The sequence below is a fragment of the Shewanella sp. 125m-7 genome, from assembly GCF_052977045.1.
In genome coordinates, this window is the sequence record NZ_JBRILQ010000011.1 from 1 (window position 1) to 15,013 (window position 15,013).

Consider the following 15,013-nt stretch of genomic DNA (forward strand, 5'->3'; position numbering starts at 1 on the left):
ATAGAAGAGGGATACGGCGAACTTAAGCAAACTCAATTGCAAAGTAAGGTGACGTTACGAAGCAGGTTTGCAGAAGGGGTTAAGCAAGAACTGTGGGGCGTGCTTATCGCTTATAATCTAATTCGTTTAGAAATGGTGGCTATAGCAAAAGAAGCAAAAGTTGCGCCCACCCGTATTAGCTTTACCGCAGCGATAAGCTTGATAGACACTCAATTGAGGTGGTTGGCTTTATCACCAGATGGAAAGTTACCCGCTAAGCTGAAGCAAATGCGAGCCGATATAAAACACTTTATCCTTCCAGATAAAAGAAAGCACCGAACGTATCCACGTTCAGTGCTCTATATACCCAGCCGCTACCCACTTAAATATAAACAGTAGTGCTTATCCGAATAGCATTAACTCAATGAGTGGCTTTTAGCTATTTTGGCTAAGTTGTTATCGCCGTACTAATGCTCCAAAGGCATTAAAAAGTAACGGTTTTAACGCCTTCAGGAGTACCAACAAGTAATACGTCTGCAGCGCGCTTAGCGAATAGACCATTGGTGACAACACCAACAATCCCGTCAATCTGCTGTTCTAGCTCTTCAGGCTTCATAATCTTCATGTTGTACACGTCTAAGATGATGTTGCCGTTATCGGTAACGCAACCTTCACGGTAAACTGGGTCGCCGCCTAGTTTGACAATTTGGCGAGCCACGTATGAACGTGCCATTGGGATCACTTCGATTGGCAGTGGAAACTCACCTAAGATGTCTACTTGCTTAGTGTTATCAACGATACAGATAAACTTCTCAGCTACTGCAGCAACAATTTTTTCGCGAGTCAGTGCAGCGCCACCGCCTTTGATCATGTGCATTTGGCTGTTGATCTCGTCGGCACCATCAACGTATACAGATAACTCATTAACGCTATTAAGATCAAAAACCTCAATACCTAAGGCTTTCATTTTCTCTGTTGATGCTTCAGAGCTTGATACCGCGCCTTGGATATCGTACTTCATTGTGGCAAGGGCATCGATAAAGTGGTTAACCGTTGAGCCAGTACCTACACCAACAATGCTGTTTTCTTCTACGTACTGCAGAGCAGCCCATCCGGCAGCTTTTTTCATTTCATCTTGAGTCATCATGAAATCCTTTATTGAAGATAATGTTAAAGACAAGGTTAAATATATTGGCGACAGTATACGCGCTTAAAGTGGCTAGTGCGGCTGAAATTTGCTTTAAAAGTGACACATATTGATTATCAGATTTATCGTGCGCTAGATAAAGCCGCAGTTTTGGATGTAGCTAACAGTTTATTGTCATTAGCTTATTCACAATAGCCGCTATAGTATGAGTGTGGTTCAGATTGAGATAAGACGGAATTTCCGCGTGGCAACGCGCAGCTAAGCGATGAAGGAGTCGATATGGCAGGGGCAAGCTTATTAACCTTGTTAGATGATATCGCGACGATTTTAGATGATGTCGCCGCAATGAGTAAAATAGCCGCCCGTAAAACGGCTGGGGTGCTTGGAGATGACCTCGCCCTCAATGCACAGCAGGTGACGGGCGTGAGCGCCGACAGAGAGTTACCGGTTGTTTGGGCCGTAGCGGTTGGCTCATTTAAAAACAAGTGTATCTTAGTGCCAGCGGCGATGCTGATCAGTGCTTTTATTCCGTGGGCGGTAACGCCGTTGCTAATGTTTGGTGGCCTGTACCTTTGCTATGAAGGCTTCGAGAAGATTTATCACAGCTACCATGCTAAAAAGCACCATCAAATAGATGAGTCTCAGGCAACCGAAGCGGAGATTGTCGACCTCAAGGAATATGAGGCCAATAAGGTTAAGGGCGCGATACGCACTGACTTTGTGTTATCAGCCGAAATTATTGCGATTACCCTAGGTATTGTGGCTGACAAGAGTCTAACTACGCAGTTTTTCACTTTAAGTTTTATCGCTATTGTAATGACCATTGGTGTGTACGGTTTAGTGGCGGGCATTGTTAAACTTGATGACGCGGGGCTTTATTTGAGTCAGCGTCCAGGCGAGGGATTGTGGGTGCGCTTTAAGCGTCGCTTTGGTTTGATGTTATTAAATTCAGCCCCTTACTTAATGAAAACTTTGTCGGTTGTTGGCACCATTGCCATGTTTATGGTGGGCGGCGGGATCTTAACCCATGGCTGGCACTGGGTTGGCGATAAAATTACCATCGCGGCGCAGTGGATTGGCGCGTTTGAATTTGTTGGCCCGGTAGTCTCCTTTATCACGCCAAGTATTTTAAACGCGATTTTTGGTGTCATCGCTGGCGCGTTAGCGGTATTGCTGATGCAACTGTTTATGAAGCTAAAAGGCGATAAAAAAAACGTTAAATAGAGGATATCATAGATAAATAACGTAATTTTTAGGTACAAAACCCAATGTCAAAGAGTAGGTCAAGTAATATGAGTAACAGGCTCAAACTCGCCAGCTTTAACCTGTTTAATTATATTGAGCCACCTCTGGCTTATTACGATTTTGAGAATATCTATAGCAAAGAACAATGGCATAAAAAGCAGGGCTGGTTAGCTGAGTTTTTAGCGCAGCATCAGCCCGATATTATTGGCTTGCAAGAGGTGTTTTCGGCTCAAGCCTTGGCTGAGCAGATGCGAACTGCGGGTTATGCGCATTTTGCCACTGTGGGCGAACCAACCGTGATTGACGATTATATTTGCCGCGATCCGGTTGTCGCTCTTGCCTCAAAGTTTCCTTTCACTGAAGTGACCGCGATTGAAGCTGAGCCTGAGTATATTCATGCGTTGGGGCTAAACCCTAACTTTGCATTTAGCCGTAAACCCCTTCGCGCGACAGTGCAGTTGCCGCAAATTGGTCTTTGCGATATTTACGTGGTGCACTTTAAATCTAAGCGCCCGCACCTGGATGAATTGCCCCAGCCTAAGTTTTCAGAACCAAAGCTTTCACTGCAGAAGGCTGGCTCTAGCGCACCTTTGGTTAACTTTGGTGAGTTATTAGGGCGTAACAGTCTAGGTCAGTGGGCATCGAGCATTCAGCGCGGCAGTGAAGCGGCGTTACTGTTGCATGCCATGCTACAAAGACGGATTGAGACCAATCAGCCAATGGTGTTAATGGGCGATTTTAATGAAGAGCTCACAAGCTCGGTATTATCGCCATTAACTAACCGCGAGCTACGTTTTGAAAAAGTGGGGCTGGGCGAGCTAGCGAATTTCCCGCTGACGGATGCTTACAAACTGTTTCAACAAGGTTTGCAGGATCTATTTGGCGTGGAGACGGCAGATAAAAACCTTGATGATGTCGCTGTAGAGGAAGAGTTCATGCTGGCTAAAGCGCGGGCATCGAGAGCGCCGACTCATTACTACGGTGCCAGCGGTAATGTGCTGGATTACATATTATTGTCGGCAGACTTTGACCCAAGCTTTGATAATAGTGTTGCCGAGGTTTGTGACTATCACACCGAAGACAGGCACTTAGTGAACCCAAGCTTTGAGCGTGATAGCCAAAGTAGCGACCACGCGCCGGTTATTTGCACCTTACGCATTAGGCGCTAACGTTAAAGCTGGCTTTGTAGAGATGTTATACCAATCAGTATAAGAAGTTGATCTACTCAGAGCGGTTTTTGGCAAACTAATTCAAGGCGAATAGCTGTAAGAATGGCTATTCCCTTGTAAAGCTGTTCAACGCTGAAGTAGGCAGCCAAAAACGCTCCAGAATGGCGAGTTTTAGCGGCTCAGCTGCAGCGACTCTTAATGAACAAGAGGGAGCTAAACCCTAGTTCAACTATGCTCTTCACTCGTTGCCTTGCATCAGAACCGCTAAATTCTCGCTGAGCGACCAAATCTTTATACTGATTGGTATTATTCTATCCACTGACCGTCTTTATAGACTCGTGTTTCTTTGATCGTTCCATCTTCATTAAAATATGTCCACTGTCCAGTAGGTCGGTCATTTTTGTGAAAAGATTCACGAGCTAAGGCGCCACTTTCATAATAAAGCAGCCATTTCCCGACAGCTTCGCCCGCCTCAAATTGGCCTTGCTCTTCTACTGTGCCATCTTCATAAAACTTGGTTAGGATCCCATGGGGTTTGCCATCTTTAAAGTGTTCGGTTCTTGTTACTCTGGCATAGATGTCATAGCTTATGACTTCTCCCTGGAGTAGACCGTCGATAAGGTAACCTTTAGCGCTAACTCTTTGCTGGCTGTCCTTATCTAAAATATTCCAGTATAGAGAGCGTCTTGATAGTAGATAACACCACCTCTTTGTTCTAACTCGTCAAAGATCACGCCTTGCTCTGTGCTGCTACAGCCGCTAAGTAAGGTAATTAAAACTGCCAATACTGAAATAGCCCTACACATTATCCTTTGTTCCTTTTAGGTGAAATACCACTAGATTTTTTTGATGTTTTGCTGACAGCAATAACCTGTCGATTAAACTAATTGATATTTAACAATCGGTTTACATCTTTGTCTTCTTCGTGTCATGGTGGTGCTTTAGCATTCCATCTGATTAGACCTCGTACCACATAAGTAAAACTAGAACGCCAATATTAAAGGAATAATAACAATGAAACGACCTGTTACTCGTAGAGATTTTTTAGCCATGTCTGCTAAAGGTGTGGGCGCTGCAGTTGTATCTTATGGCCTGATGGGCTGTAGCAGCGATGATGATGACAATGGCATTTCTGCTGAATTCTTACATGGCTTAGCAAGTGGCGACCCTAGCCATGACGCGGTGATACTTTGGACCCGCGTAACACCAAAAAGTGATGGCGACATTAAGGTGTCGTGGGAGGTGGCGACCGATGCCGCCTTTAGCCAGTTAGTGAGTAATGGCGAAACCATCACTAACAGCGATAGAGACTATACGGTTAAGGTTGACGCCATGGGGCTCGAGGCTGGTACCCCGTACTTTTACCGCTTTAAGGCAGGCAATAAAACCTCGCAGCCGGCAATGACTAAAACCTTGCCACAGGGCGCTATCGATAGTGCTAAGTTTGCCGTGGTGTCCTGCGCTAATTTCCCTGCTGGTTATTTTAATGTCTATGAGATGGCATCAAGAATGGATGATCTTGATGCGGTGATTCATTTGGGTGATTACATCTACGAGTATGCCCGCGGCGAATACGCCAGTGAGCGTGCAGCTGAATTAGGACGTGAGGTGTTACCGGAAGGCGAGCTCATGAGTCTGTCTGACTATCGCACTCGTTATGGGCAATACCGTAGTGATATTAGCTTGCAGAAACTCCATGGTAAAACGGCGTTTATTACGGTATGGGATGACCATGAAGTGGCGAATGACAGCTGGCGCGATGGTGCTGAAAATCACAATGATGGCGAAGGGGATTTCGATGCGCGCAAAGAGGCGGCATTGCAAGCCTATTTCGAGTGGCTACCTATTCGTCCGTGGCGAGAAGGCAATCATGAAGAGATCTACCGCTCATTCCAGTTTGGCGACTTAGTCGATTTACATATGCTAGATACGCGCCTGATAGGTCGTGATAAACCGCTCGATTACGTTGAATATATGAATGGTGCTGGTGGCTTAGATAGCGCACGCTTTATGGCAGATATCACAGATACAAATCGAACTATGCTAGGCCAAGAACAGCAGGCTTGGTTGCAAACGGCGCTACTGACGTCGACGGCCACTTGGCAGGTCCTGGGGCAACAGGTATTGATGGGGCAGATGATGCTACCTGCAGCCATTGCGACTCAGCAGTTATCTATTCCTGAGTTTGGTCAGTTAGCGGCATTAGCGCAGTTTGCCGCACGAAAAGCGGCGGGCGATCCAACGTTGAGTGCAGATGAGCTGAAGTACTTAGCGTTTTATGGGCATAAGTTAACACCTGAAGCGATGGCATTGCTGCAGTTGCCATCAATCCCTTACAACCTTGATTCATGGGACGGTTATGCCTATGAGCGTGAAGTTATTTTGGCGACCGCGAAGTCACAGGCTAAGAACTTAGTGGTGATTGCTGGCGATACCCATAACGCATGGGCTAATGAGCTTAAAGATGCCGCTGGTGACTCGGTGGGGGTCGAGTTTGCCACTAGCTCAGTATCTTCACCAGGACTTGAGTATTACCTTGGTATTGACGCTAAAGATATTCCAGCGACTGAAGCGGCGATTATCGATTTAGTTGATAACCTTGCTTATGCGAATCTAATGAATCGAGGCTTAATGACCCTGACCTTTACTCATGAAGAGGTGCGTAGCGATTGGCGTTATGTGGATACGATTTATACTCGCGACTTTACAGAAGACTCCGAGCGTAACTTCTCTATGGTAACGAAAGCCGGTAGCCATACACTTGAAATGGCCAAAGCTTAAAACAGCTATGCTTAAGCGTTATCTTTAGTTTTCATTTACAGATGGTTTCGATTTAACTGTATTTGATGAACAAAGCTGATGAACAAAATAAAGCCGCCTTTTAAGGTGGCTTTATTTTTTAGTGATAACGACATAAGTTTTTCGGCTTTTTTGCAGCAATACTTGTTAATTTAGTATAAAATTCGCCTCCAAAATCCGGTGGGTGCTTAGACTTTGAGCGGTTAATTCGTTTTGACGATTAACAGGCCCCATTCCAGATCTTGGAATAGACGTCATCACCTGCCTTTTTATACTAATCAGTTAAACTATTTTTGATCTATTCTTATTGGATAAAAGTGGGTTAGATAAATGCTCTGTATTAGCTAACTTATTGTTTTTATATTCCAATTGGTCATACTTCTCGTCAGAGTATTACCACAAATAGAGCAATCGATGTTGTGATTGGATAAGACCTAATTTAGATATTAATAACAAGATGGGGACGGTCAGATGTCAGAGAAATGCTTTATTACCGCACAAGAGTTGCTAGAAGATTCTTTTCGTTTAGCCGCGCAAGTTTACGAGAGTGGTTTCCGTCCACAGTTTATCGTGGGTATTTGGCGTGGTGGTGCTCCAATTGGTATCGCGGTGCAAGAGTTTTTCGATTTCAAGGAAGTTGAAACTGACCATATTGCTGTACGTACTTCGTCTTATTATGGCATTAATAAGCAAAGCAAACAGATCAAGGTTCATGGCCTACATTACATTGTAGAAAACGCTAATGCCGGTGATGGTCTATTGATTGTTGATGACGTGTTTGACTCGGGGCGTAGTATCCATGCATTAATGGAAAACTTGAGTGACCTTATGCGCCTGAATATGCCAAAAGATGTGCGTATTGCTTGCCCATATTACAAGCCACAAAACACAGCGGTACCGCTAAAGCCTGACTACTTTATCCATGAATCGGATGAGTGGTTGGTATTCCCGCATGAAGTTTCTGGCCTATCGCCAGAAGAGATTGCTGAAGGCAAGGGCGACTTGAAGAACATTAAACACCTATTCGTTTAAGCTTATTTCAGTGCAAGTTCACTAGAGCTTGAGCAGGACTGAACAGCATTAGCTTGAATAAGTATTTAAAAGCCACCGACAGGTGGCTTTGTTATTTTAAAAGAAGGGCCTAGATCCTAGGGCGCTTCGCTGCGAGGACGGGCTTCGCCCTGCTAGGTACAGCAAAAGCCAAGCTGTTATCTTTTGCTTTGCCGTTTTTCCCATTTTTTCCTTTCCTAGCACCTAGCACCTAGCACCTAGCACGCTTCGCGTTGAGAGTGGACTTCGTCCTGCGATAAAATCAAAAGAGGCTATTGTGTTTTTTAATGTAGGTTGGGCTTTAGCCCATCAAAGATGACGGCATAAATGCCGAGCTACATTATAAAAAAGGCCCTAGGAAAGCAGGTTCTAGGAGTAAAGAAGGGCAAAAGTGTTACTCGCTGAGCTGGATAGATGTTTTTTTGTTTTTCCTGCTTATCCCGTCTTTGTCTTTCGGCCTTTGCCGTCTTAGCATTTTCCTAGTACCTAGTACCTGATTCTCCTGCTTTTCCTAAACCTAAAGCTTATCTATCTCATCTTTAAGTTGATAAGACTTATCAGTGACAATTTGCTCTAGGGTGGCGACTCGCTCTCTGAGTTTTTCTAGCTCGTCCTTAACACTCACCAATTCGTCGAGTTCGACTCGCACTTTATTTTTGTTGTATTCCTTAAATGCGGCGAAAGAAAAAACACCTATAATAGCTAGCGCGGCAACCGTGAAGGGCCCCATATATCGCTCCTTGATGAGAAATAGTACTACTCAATTATAGTGCTAAAAGAGGACTTAGGAAGATTAGGGCCTAGAGAAAAGCAGGGCCTAGGTAGAGCAGCCATCAGTGTTACATCTTAGGCTTAGATTTCGTTCCGGCTTTTATTGTCTTAGCTTTTCCTAGAACGTTATTTCCCGTCCTGCAGCATCTTAGTTTTGATCTTTAAACAGATTTGCTCTTGCGAAATAGCTTCTTTTAATGCTCGCACCGTGAGCGCTGATAGTGAGGGTGTCGACTCGATAAGCTGCTTTAATTCGACAACGTTGCCGTAACTACATTGTTGTGGGATCAGTGCATGACTATAGCTGCGCATAAACACGGGGCCTTTGCTGCTATCTAATTGGGCAAGCGTGGCAAATCGTTGCTTTGCGGTGGTCTCGCTGAGATATTGTTGTTCACTCGGATAAAGGTTATTCATTACCGTACGCACCTTGGTAAACGCTAGATTAGTCGGTTGCTGGATACGGTTTAACCACAGGTGCTTTTTCGTGGCTGAAGGTTGAATCACCTCGGCGGCGAGCGCCGACTTTTGGCCGTGGTCTGATTTGTCGCTAATACGCTCTTTATTAAGCCAAAAGTGAGCATTGCGATGATCATAACGCTTGAGGTGAATAATCATTTTCCAGCGCAAGTCTTGGTCTATTTGTAAACCGTCGATGCTGGCCGTTTTATTTAGCAAGGTATCGATATGATTTAAGGCGTCTTTACTGCGGGAAAACTCAATATAGCTATCAAACCAGCGGCGTTGAATGTCGCGATTGCCTTTATTAACCATCACCTTTCTCAGGCTCATTTGCTCAATCGCTCTGGTTACCGTCTTGGCGTAGTGTAGGTTGCTTGGCGCCATTTTATCTAGGTATACCCGAGTATCAGACAGGCTCGCTAACACCTGATTTAAGATAATCAGATCACGCTCGCCGGGTAAATTGATTAACACAGTGCCAATATAAGAGTTGAGCGGTAAAGTGCCATTTTCAACGCCGTCCCATAGGCTTTGCCACAACATAGAACGCAGTAGTGGGTCACTCACTCGCGCTAAGTTAGTTTGTGTGGTTTTAAATGACAGCGGATCAAGATTAACTTTGACGAAGCCCCAGTCTTGATAATTGGGGTAAACCAAATCTGGGCAATGTAGACCGACAAGCTGCTTGACCCGTGTTGTCTTTCCGCTATAGCTGACAGGTATACTAATGTTGTGGTGTAGCTGATTGCGACCTTGAGTAAACAGGCCCACGAGTACCTTCTGCTCCCTTAAGGTAGAATGTTCGCTAGACGCACTTTGCTTGAGGGTAAACGCGCTGATTCGTCCATTACTGCAGCTAAATTCGGCTTCGATTGTGTTAACGCCCGCGCGGTAGAGCCAGTCTTGACTCCACTGTTTTAAATCTCGCCTTGAGGCTTGTTCAAGGCTTTTGATAAAGTCCTTTAGTTCGGCATTTTGATAGCTGTATTGAGTTAAGTAGTTTTGCACCCCTTTTTGAAAGATCTTTTCCCCTAACAGGTAGTTAAGCTGCTTAAGAGTCGATGCTCCCTTGGAGTAGGTGATAGCGTCGATATTATCGAAGGCGTTTTGACTCGATGCCACTGGCACTTCAATGGGATGAGTGCTGGCCGAGCTATCAAGGTGGTAAGCACTTTGTTTATTATTGGCATAAAAGCTTCGCCAAGCTGCAAACTCGGTGGTTTTGCTGGTGGCCAAGGTACCCATAAATGACGCGAAGCTTTCATTTAGCCATAAGCCGTTCCACCACTTCATGGTGACTAGGTTACCAAACCACTGATGTGCCATTTCGTGCATGATAACGCTGGCTAAACGCTGTCTCTGAGCGCTGGTCATATCAGCATGAGTCAGAAAGCGGCTTTCACTAAAGGTGATAGCTGCGGCGTTTTCCATCGCTCCATAGATAAAGTCTGGTACTAAAACTTGGTCGTACTTTTTAAATGGATACGGGATGCCAAAATAGTCATCAAAGAAGCTGAGTCCTTGCTGGGTATAGGTAAACCAGTCTTTTTCATCAACTTGTTTTGCTACAGACTGTCGCGCAAATAAGCGCAGCGGGTACTTGCCTGAGTTGTCCTGCCACTCATGATAAGGGCCAGCATGCATAGAGAAGTTATAAGGGCTAAGCTTAGGAGACTTAGGGAATATCCAGCGACGCTGCTCTCCTAGCTCGCTTATTGAGGTTTCTCTCATGGCGCTAATCACCGTCCACTCTTTAGGGGCGGTTACCGTTAAGCTGAAGCTGGCTTTGAGATCTGGCTGGTCGAACACGGCAAACATCTGCTGGGCTGCCGCGGGTTCAAAATGCGAATAGAGGTAGACCTTGCCATCGATAGGGTCGACAAAGCGGTGCAGGCCTTCGCCATTGTTGCTGTAGTCTCGAGTGAATGCGACTTCAATGGTATTGCTACCGCTGTTGAGTAAACGCGGATTTAGGCTGATGTAGCTGTTGTTATAATTAGGATAGACCTTAGTACCATTAATAATGAAGCTGCGAATATTTGCTTGGTTGAGATCTAAACTCAGCGGTTGTTTGGTGTTGTCGAGCTCAAAGCTGACCTTACTAATGGCGCTAAAGCTTTGCTGATCGGTTAAGCTAAAATCGAGATCATAATGCACATCAGATATGTTAGCTGAGCGCTGCGCAGCAACCTCTTGGCTTATATAGGGCGTATTATCTCGTTGGCGACTCGCCTCTTTAGTGCTGGCATTTCCGGCTATCACAAAACAACTTAAAGCAGCAGTAAAACCTATATGCAGCAACTTCAAAACAGCATCCTTAATATCAAACGAATGAGCCTTAGCTCTTATTTTTTCTCTAAAGTGGCGACTCTACTAGCGAGGCCCTTGCTTCTCCCAGCATCAGGGCGATAAGTTACCTTATTTCTCGTTAGCGAAGAAGTATTAACGGCCGCTAATTTTAGGAAACAAAAAAGCCAGCGCTAGGCTGGCTTCGTTACTAGGATAAATTCGTTATAGAATTATAGGCCCAAGAAAGACTTAGACTTAACCTTACGAATTTCTTTTTCGTCAGACCATTCGATTAGACCGGTTTCTAAGTCCATTAAACGCATTGTCATTTTGTAGTAAACATCTTTAGTGCTGCCATCTTGCTTAACGATGCTAGATAGGTTGCCATAAAGCATGTACTGAGCACCAATTTGACGACCGAAGTTAATCGCAGTTGATGGGTCAACCATACCTGAATTGTTTTGGTAGTCTAACTGCTTACGTACTGAGTCCACTTTTGTCATGTCGATAAAGCGGAATTTACCAGAGCGCAGTAGCTTATTGCTGATTGAATCGGTAACCGACTCGGTATCGATATGCTCAGAGGTTTTGTTCTTGATTTTATCAACGAAGATGATTGGACGGTCGTTGGCTGTCATCGCAACAACAGGCGGGAAGGTCAGCATGCTATCGACCATTTTAGCGGCAATAGCCTGAAGGTCTGTTGAGCCGAAGTTCTCGTTAACGGTTTCCACTTCCGTGGCATCACCGTATTCAACTTTTGATTGGCAAGCAGATAATCCTATTACTGCTGCAAGAATAAAAACGACTTTTAAATGTTTCATATTAAGTTCCATACAAGTGATTACTAAATGATTATTGAATAAAAACGGGTGTAATTACCAGTGTCAATTATCCACACTAAGGTTGTACGTCCGCTTTTAACTTCAATGGGGTCGGCTGGATCGTTGTCGAGCATTAATGAATAACGGCCAGGTTTTACGTATGCTCGCGCAATTTGCGCCTGTTCAGGCAAGGTTAGCCAGCTGCGTCTATCAGCTTGTTCGCTGACTACGTTAAAAATTTGCATGGCGATAGAGGCGTAATCAATATCATTGTTGCGCTTTTTAGATTGGCTCTCAACACTTTGTGCCATCTCTGATTTGGCATAAATTCTTGCAGCTTGTCTGACGAGAGCGGCTGGTAGTTGCTCTTTTAGCGCGGTTATCGCTAAGGCATCGATATTGGCGATGGGTGCGGTTTTGAGTACTGTGCCTAAGCCTTGAATTTGCCCTTGCCTGACTGGTTGCCTATTGGGGTAGTAGGTTGCTAACGATGCCGTTTGCCAATTACCGTGAATAGTAAAAGGTACGGTGAAGCTTTGTTTTTCAGGGACAAAGCCACGCTCGAGCATGATGATGACTTGGCCTTCACCCTTTTTAGGCTCTACGGCATCACCCCAACGTTTTTTAAATTCATCGTATTGCGGCATCGACAGCTGCTTAGCCAGTCTGACTAAGTCTTTTTGTAAATATGGGTTATTGGGCGAGATCTGCGCCGCTTTACGGTAATCAATGTAAGCATCATTCGGCTCACCTAAAATTTCATGCAACATACCCGTGGTGTAATAACTATACGCATTAAGGAATGAACTGGTTGTTGTGCCTGCCGCCTTACTGAGTGTGTTCATTTCGGCGTCTATGGTGCCATTTGCCATAGCTTGCACGGATTTATTCGACTTTTGATAGCGCTGTTGCTCTGAGCTTTGCAGCTCATTACTGCGGCGAACTTCTACTAATGCGCCTTGGGGATCGCCAGCAAATAGGTAATTGAGGGCTTGATATTGGTGCAGCATGATGCGCTCGTAGCCTGGGCCACGATAGGGGATGACGTTATCATTTACAAATAAGCTACTTGCCGTGGCACCAGCATCACTAAGGCTTAGCTTGGCTTTATCATCGAAGGCTTGATAAGCTGCGACGGCTTGTTGGTAGTATTTTTTGCTGGCATCAAAGTTACCCGCTATTTGCGCGCTACGTCCAGCCTCTTGGGCATACAGCAGGCCATCGGCACCATCAATTTTAGGCTTGACGATTTGCGCTGCGTTTTGTGGTGTTGGTGAGTTGAGCTGAGCCTTTACTGGGGCGATTTGAGAAGGGTAATTAATAAAGATGCTGTTAAACGCGCAGCCACTCAGGCTGAACACAATCGTTGCCAGCAGAAGTAAACTTCTCATTTGCAGAACTCTTTAATTTGCGTTAGTTGCATCGCCTTCCTTGATTACTAACAGAGTTAGATTAACGGGCTAAAAGCTATTTTGAGTCTCTTGAGTATATGCAATTAATTATAAATGATAAAAGCTCAGCCAAGAGTACATCTATCAAAACTTACCGTGTTTCATGGTGATATCAAAGACTTTTATAGCGTTAAGCTGAACATAAGATGAATGCCTTAAGTCAGTGCTTGAATAGTACCCAATAGCGTGCACTATCTTTACTCGACTTAAGTTAGTCATCTTATGGTGAGGTCATTAATAGTGAGGCGGTGGTGTCTCGTCCGCTGGACTTGCCATGTTACTTGGCTCAACGGCCTGTAATTTGCCGATTAAGATCCGTAGTTGTTCTTGTTGTGAGGCAAGTGCTAGGTTTAGTTTGATAACCTGCTGATCGAGCTCTTCAATAGTGCCATCTTGAAACGCAATCTTCATTTCTAACTCTTCGACACGACTTTCTAAATTATCCAAATTAACCTCTGATGGATAGGGCGTCTCATAGTTTGAGTACACCATTTACTGGAAACTTCAGGATCGGTTTGGGATCCTATTTATGGTGTGAGTATACAACGCCTGCCTATGTTTATGGAAACTCGCTATTGAAAACAGCTTGATTCCGCTTTCTAACACCTTAGCCGAATGCTGAAAAAATAGATAAAAGCGCCTTGCGTCTCAGTTGTGAATGAACTTGGGGCCATTTCTGCTGTCTGTTAGATGACTAAAGAGGTAATCATTGCTAAGTTAGTAGGTCAAAACCATATCGGCGGTTCTCTGACAATACATAATTGATTAATATGTATTGAAAAATGAGTAGATAACAGTCAATACGCTTTTCGCTATTCTGATTGGAATAACCTATTTAACTAGTATAGAGTGGTTCGCCTAAATAAAAGTATTAGGTTAGTGTAACCACGTGTAAATGCTGAGGAAGCTTTAATGAAATCGATTTATAAATATTCACTAGTGGCTTTGGCCGTAGTTGGTCTAACAGCTTGTAATCAAGAGCAAACAGCTGTAGCGGCTCCTGTAGAATTGAAAACTGAAGCGCAAAAAGAAGCCTACAGCGTTGGCGCGTCTATTGGTACTTACATGGCTGGCCATATTAAAGAGCAAGAAGAACTTGGTCTAAGTGTTGATAGAAACCTAATTGTGACAGGTTTTAGCGAAGGTCTAAACGACGAGCTGAAACTGACTCAAGAAGAGATGCAAACTATTTTGCAAACTCTTGATGAAAAGCTAAATGAAAAGCGTGAAGCACAAGCATTAGTATTGGCTGAGAAGAGCCTAGCCGACAGCCAAGCTTTTTTAGATACGAACAAGGCTAAAGAAGGCGTTGTGACAACAGATTCTGGTCTACAGTACGAAGTGATCACTGAAGGCACGGGTGATAAGCCAGTGGCTGAAGATACAGTTAAAGTACACTATGTTGGCACATTAACTGATGGTACTGAGTTTGATAGCTCTGTTGCCCGTGGCGAGCCAGCGACTTTCCCACTTAATCGCGTTATCCCTGGTTGGACTGAAGGCGTTCAGTTGATGTCTGTGGGTTCTAAGTACAAGTTTGTTATCCCTGCAGATCTAGCTTATGGCGATCGTGATACCGGTACTATCCCTGCAAATTCAACACTGGTATTTGAAGTTGAATTGCTAGATATCGAAAAGGCGGCTCCAGCTGCTGAAGCAAGTGCTGAGCACGCACACTAATCTGCTGAATTATTGCAGTAATAGAAAAGGACGCATATCGCGTCCTTTTTTGTTTTCAGTACTAAGCTTCATGATCGTATTTTGGCCAATATAAACGTCCCTTTGGTATAAATTTAAACGAGTAGCAGATTTGTAACACAGCTTCAG

The 15,013-nt window shown here is 44.5% G+C and carries 13 protein-coding genes and 1 pseudogene; 6 read left to right on the forward strand and 8 right to left on the reverse strand.

Going from position 1 to position 15,013, the window contains the following annotated elements:
- Positions 1-378, forward strand: a pseudogene (locus tag ACVBIL_RS07135) (IS4 family transposase); the annotation flags it as partial.
- A gap of 85 nt (positions 379-463) precedes the next feature.
- Here ACVBIL_RS07135 and rpiA read toward each other — a convergent pair.
- Positions 464-1,123 (reverse strand): ribose-5-phosphate isomerase RpiA, encoded by a 660-nt coding sequence (gene rpiA / locus ACVBIL_RS07140; protein ID WP_447166290.1) that lies wholly within the window; start codon positions 1,121-1,123, stop codon positions 464-466.
- A 282-nt stretch (positions 1,124-1,405) separates the two neighbouring features.
- Between rpiA and ACVBIL_RS07145 the strand changes: the two genes are divergently transcribed.
- Both ACVBIL_RS07145 and ACVBIL_RS07150 read left to right on the forward strand, forming a co-directional pair.
- Positions 1,406-2,350: a DUF808 domain-containing protein gene (locus tag ACVBIL_RS07145; RefSeq protein WP_447166291.1), complete on the forward strand. Its 945-nt coding sequence runs from the start codon at positions 1,406-1,408 to the stop codon at positions 2,348-2,350.
- Between the two features lie 68 nt (positions 2,351-2,418).
- Positions 2,419-3,540 carry an endonuclease/exonuclease/phosphatase family protein gene (locus ACVBIL_RS07150; RefSeq protein ID WP_447166292.1) on the forward strand — a complete coding sequence of 374 codons (1,122 nt, stop codon included), beginning with the start codon at positions 2,419-2,421 and terminating at the stop codon, positions 3,538-3,540.
- A gap of 306 nt (positions 3,541-3,846) precedes the next feature.
- Here the strand turns inward: ACVBIL_RS07150 and ACVBIL_RS07155 are convergent, their stop codons facing one another.
- Both ACVBIL_RS07155 and ACVBIL_RS07160 read right to left on the reverse strand, forming a co-directional pair.
- A complete protein-coding gene (locus ACVBIL_RS07155; RefSeq protein WP_447166385.1) occupies positions 3,847-4,206 on the reverse strand; it encodes a toxin-antitoxin system YwqK family antitoxin in 360 nt (119 codons plus the stop codon).
- The gene (locus ACVBIL_RS07160; protein WP_447166293.1) at positions 4,200-4,346 is read right to left on the reverse strand and encodes a hypothetical protein; all 147 of its coding nucleotides are present in this window, start codon (positions 4,344-4,346) and stop codon (positions 4,200-4,202) included. Before ACVBIL_RS07160 ends, ACVBIL_RS07155 begins: the two co-directional genes overlap by 7 nt.
- Before the next feature lie 208 nt (positions 4,347-4,554).
- On the opposite strand from ACVBIL_RS07160, the gene ACVBIL_RS07165 reads away from it, so the two are divergent.
- On the forward strand, positions 4,555-6,321 hold the full coding sequence (locus tag ACVBIL_RS07165) for an alkaline phosphatase D family protein (RefSeq protein ID WP_447166294.1): 1,767 nt from the start codon (positions 4,555-4,557) through the stop codon (positions 6,319-6,321).
- Between the two features lie 489 nt (positions 6,322-6,810).
- Positions 6,811-7,371 (forward strand): phosphoribosyltransferase, encoded by a 561-nt coding sequence (locus tag ACVBIL_RS07170; RefSeq protein ID WP_447166295.1) that lies wholly within the window; start codon positions 6,811-6,813, stop codon positions 7,369-7,371.
- 535 nt (positions 7,372-7,906) lie between these two features.
- Here ACVBIL_RS07170 and ACVBIL_RS07175 read toward each other — a convergent pair.
- The 5 genes from ACVBIL_RS07175 to ACVBIL_RS07195 all read right to left on the reverse strand — a co-directional run bounded on the left by ACVBIL_RS07175 (position 7,907) and on the right by ACVBIL_RS07195 (position 13,633).
- Complete coding sequence (locus ACVBIL_RS07175) at positions 7,907-8,119, reverse strand: hypothetical protein (protein WP_447166296.1); 213 nt, start codon at positions 8,117-8,119, stop codon at positions 7,907-7,909.
- A 167-nt stretch (positions 8,120-8,286) separates the two neighbouring features.
- Positions 8,287-10,929, reverse strand: coding sequence for an aminopeptidase N (gene pepN / locus ACVBIL_RS07180; protein ID WP_447166297.1), 2,643 nt, complete (start codon positions 10,927-10,929; stop codon positions 8,287-8,289).
- 212 nt (positions 10,930-11,141) lie between these two features.
- Complete coding sequence (lpoB, locus tag ACVBIL_RS07185; protein WP_174208590.1) at positions 11,142-11,735, reverse strand: penicillin-binding protein activator LpoB; 594 nt, start codon at positions 11,733-11,735, stop codon at positions 11,142-11,144.
- A gap of 23 nt (positions 11,736-11,758) precedes the next feature.
- Positions 11,759-13,126 (reverse strand): COG3014 family protein, encoded by a 1,368-nt coding sequence (locus ACVBIL_RS07190; RefSeq protein ID WP_447166298.1) that lies wholly within the window; start codon positions 13,124-13,126, stop codon positions 11,759-11,761.
- A 294-nt stretch (positions 13,127-13,420) separates the two neighbouring features.
- A complete protein-coding gene (locus ACVBIL_RS07195) occupies positions 13,421-13,633 on the reverse strand; it encodes a SlyX family protein (RefSeq protein ID WP_447166299.1) in 213 nt (70 codons plus the stop codon).
- A 465-nt stretch (positions 13,634-14,098) separates the two neighbouring features.
- Here ACVBIL_RS07195 and fkpA point away from each other — a divergent pair, with 465 nt between their 5' ends.
- Positions 14,099-14,866 carry an FKBP-type peptidyl-prolyl cis-trans isomerase gene (gene fkpA / locus ACVBIL_RS07200; RefSeq protein WP_447166300.1) on the forward strand — a complete coding sequence of 256 codons (768 nt, stop codon included), beginning with the start codon at positions 14,099-14,101 and terminating at the stop codon, positions 14,864-14,866.
- Positions 14,867-15,013: the final 147 nt, after the last annotated feature.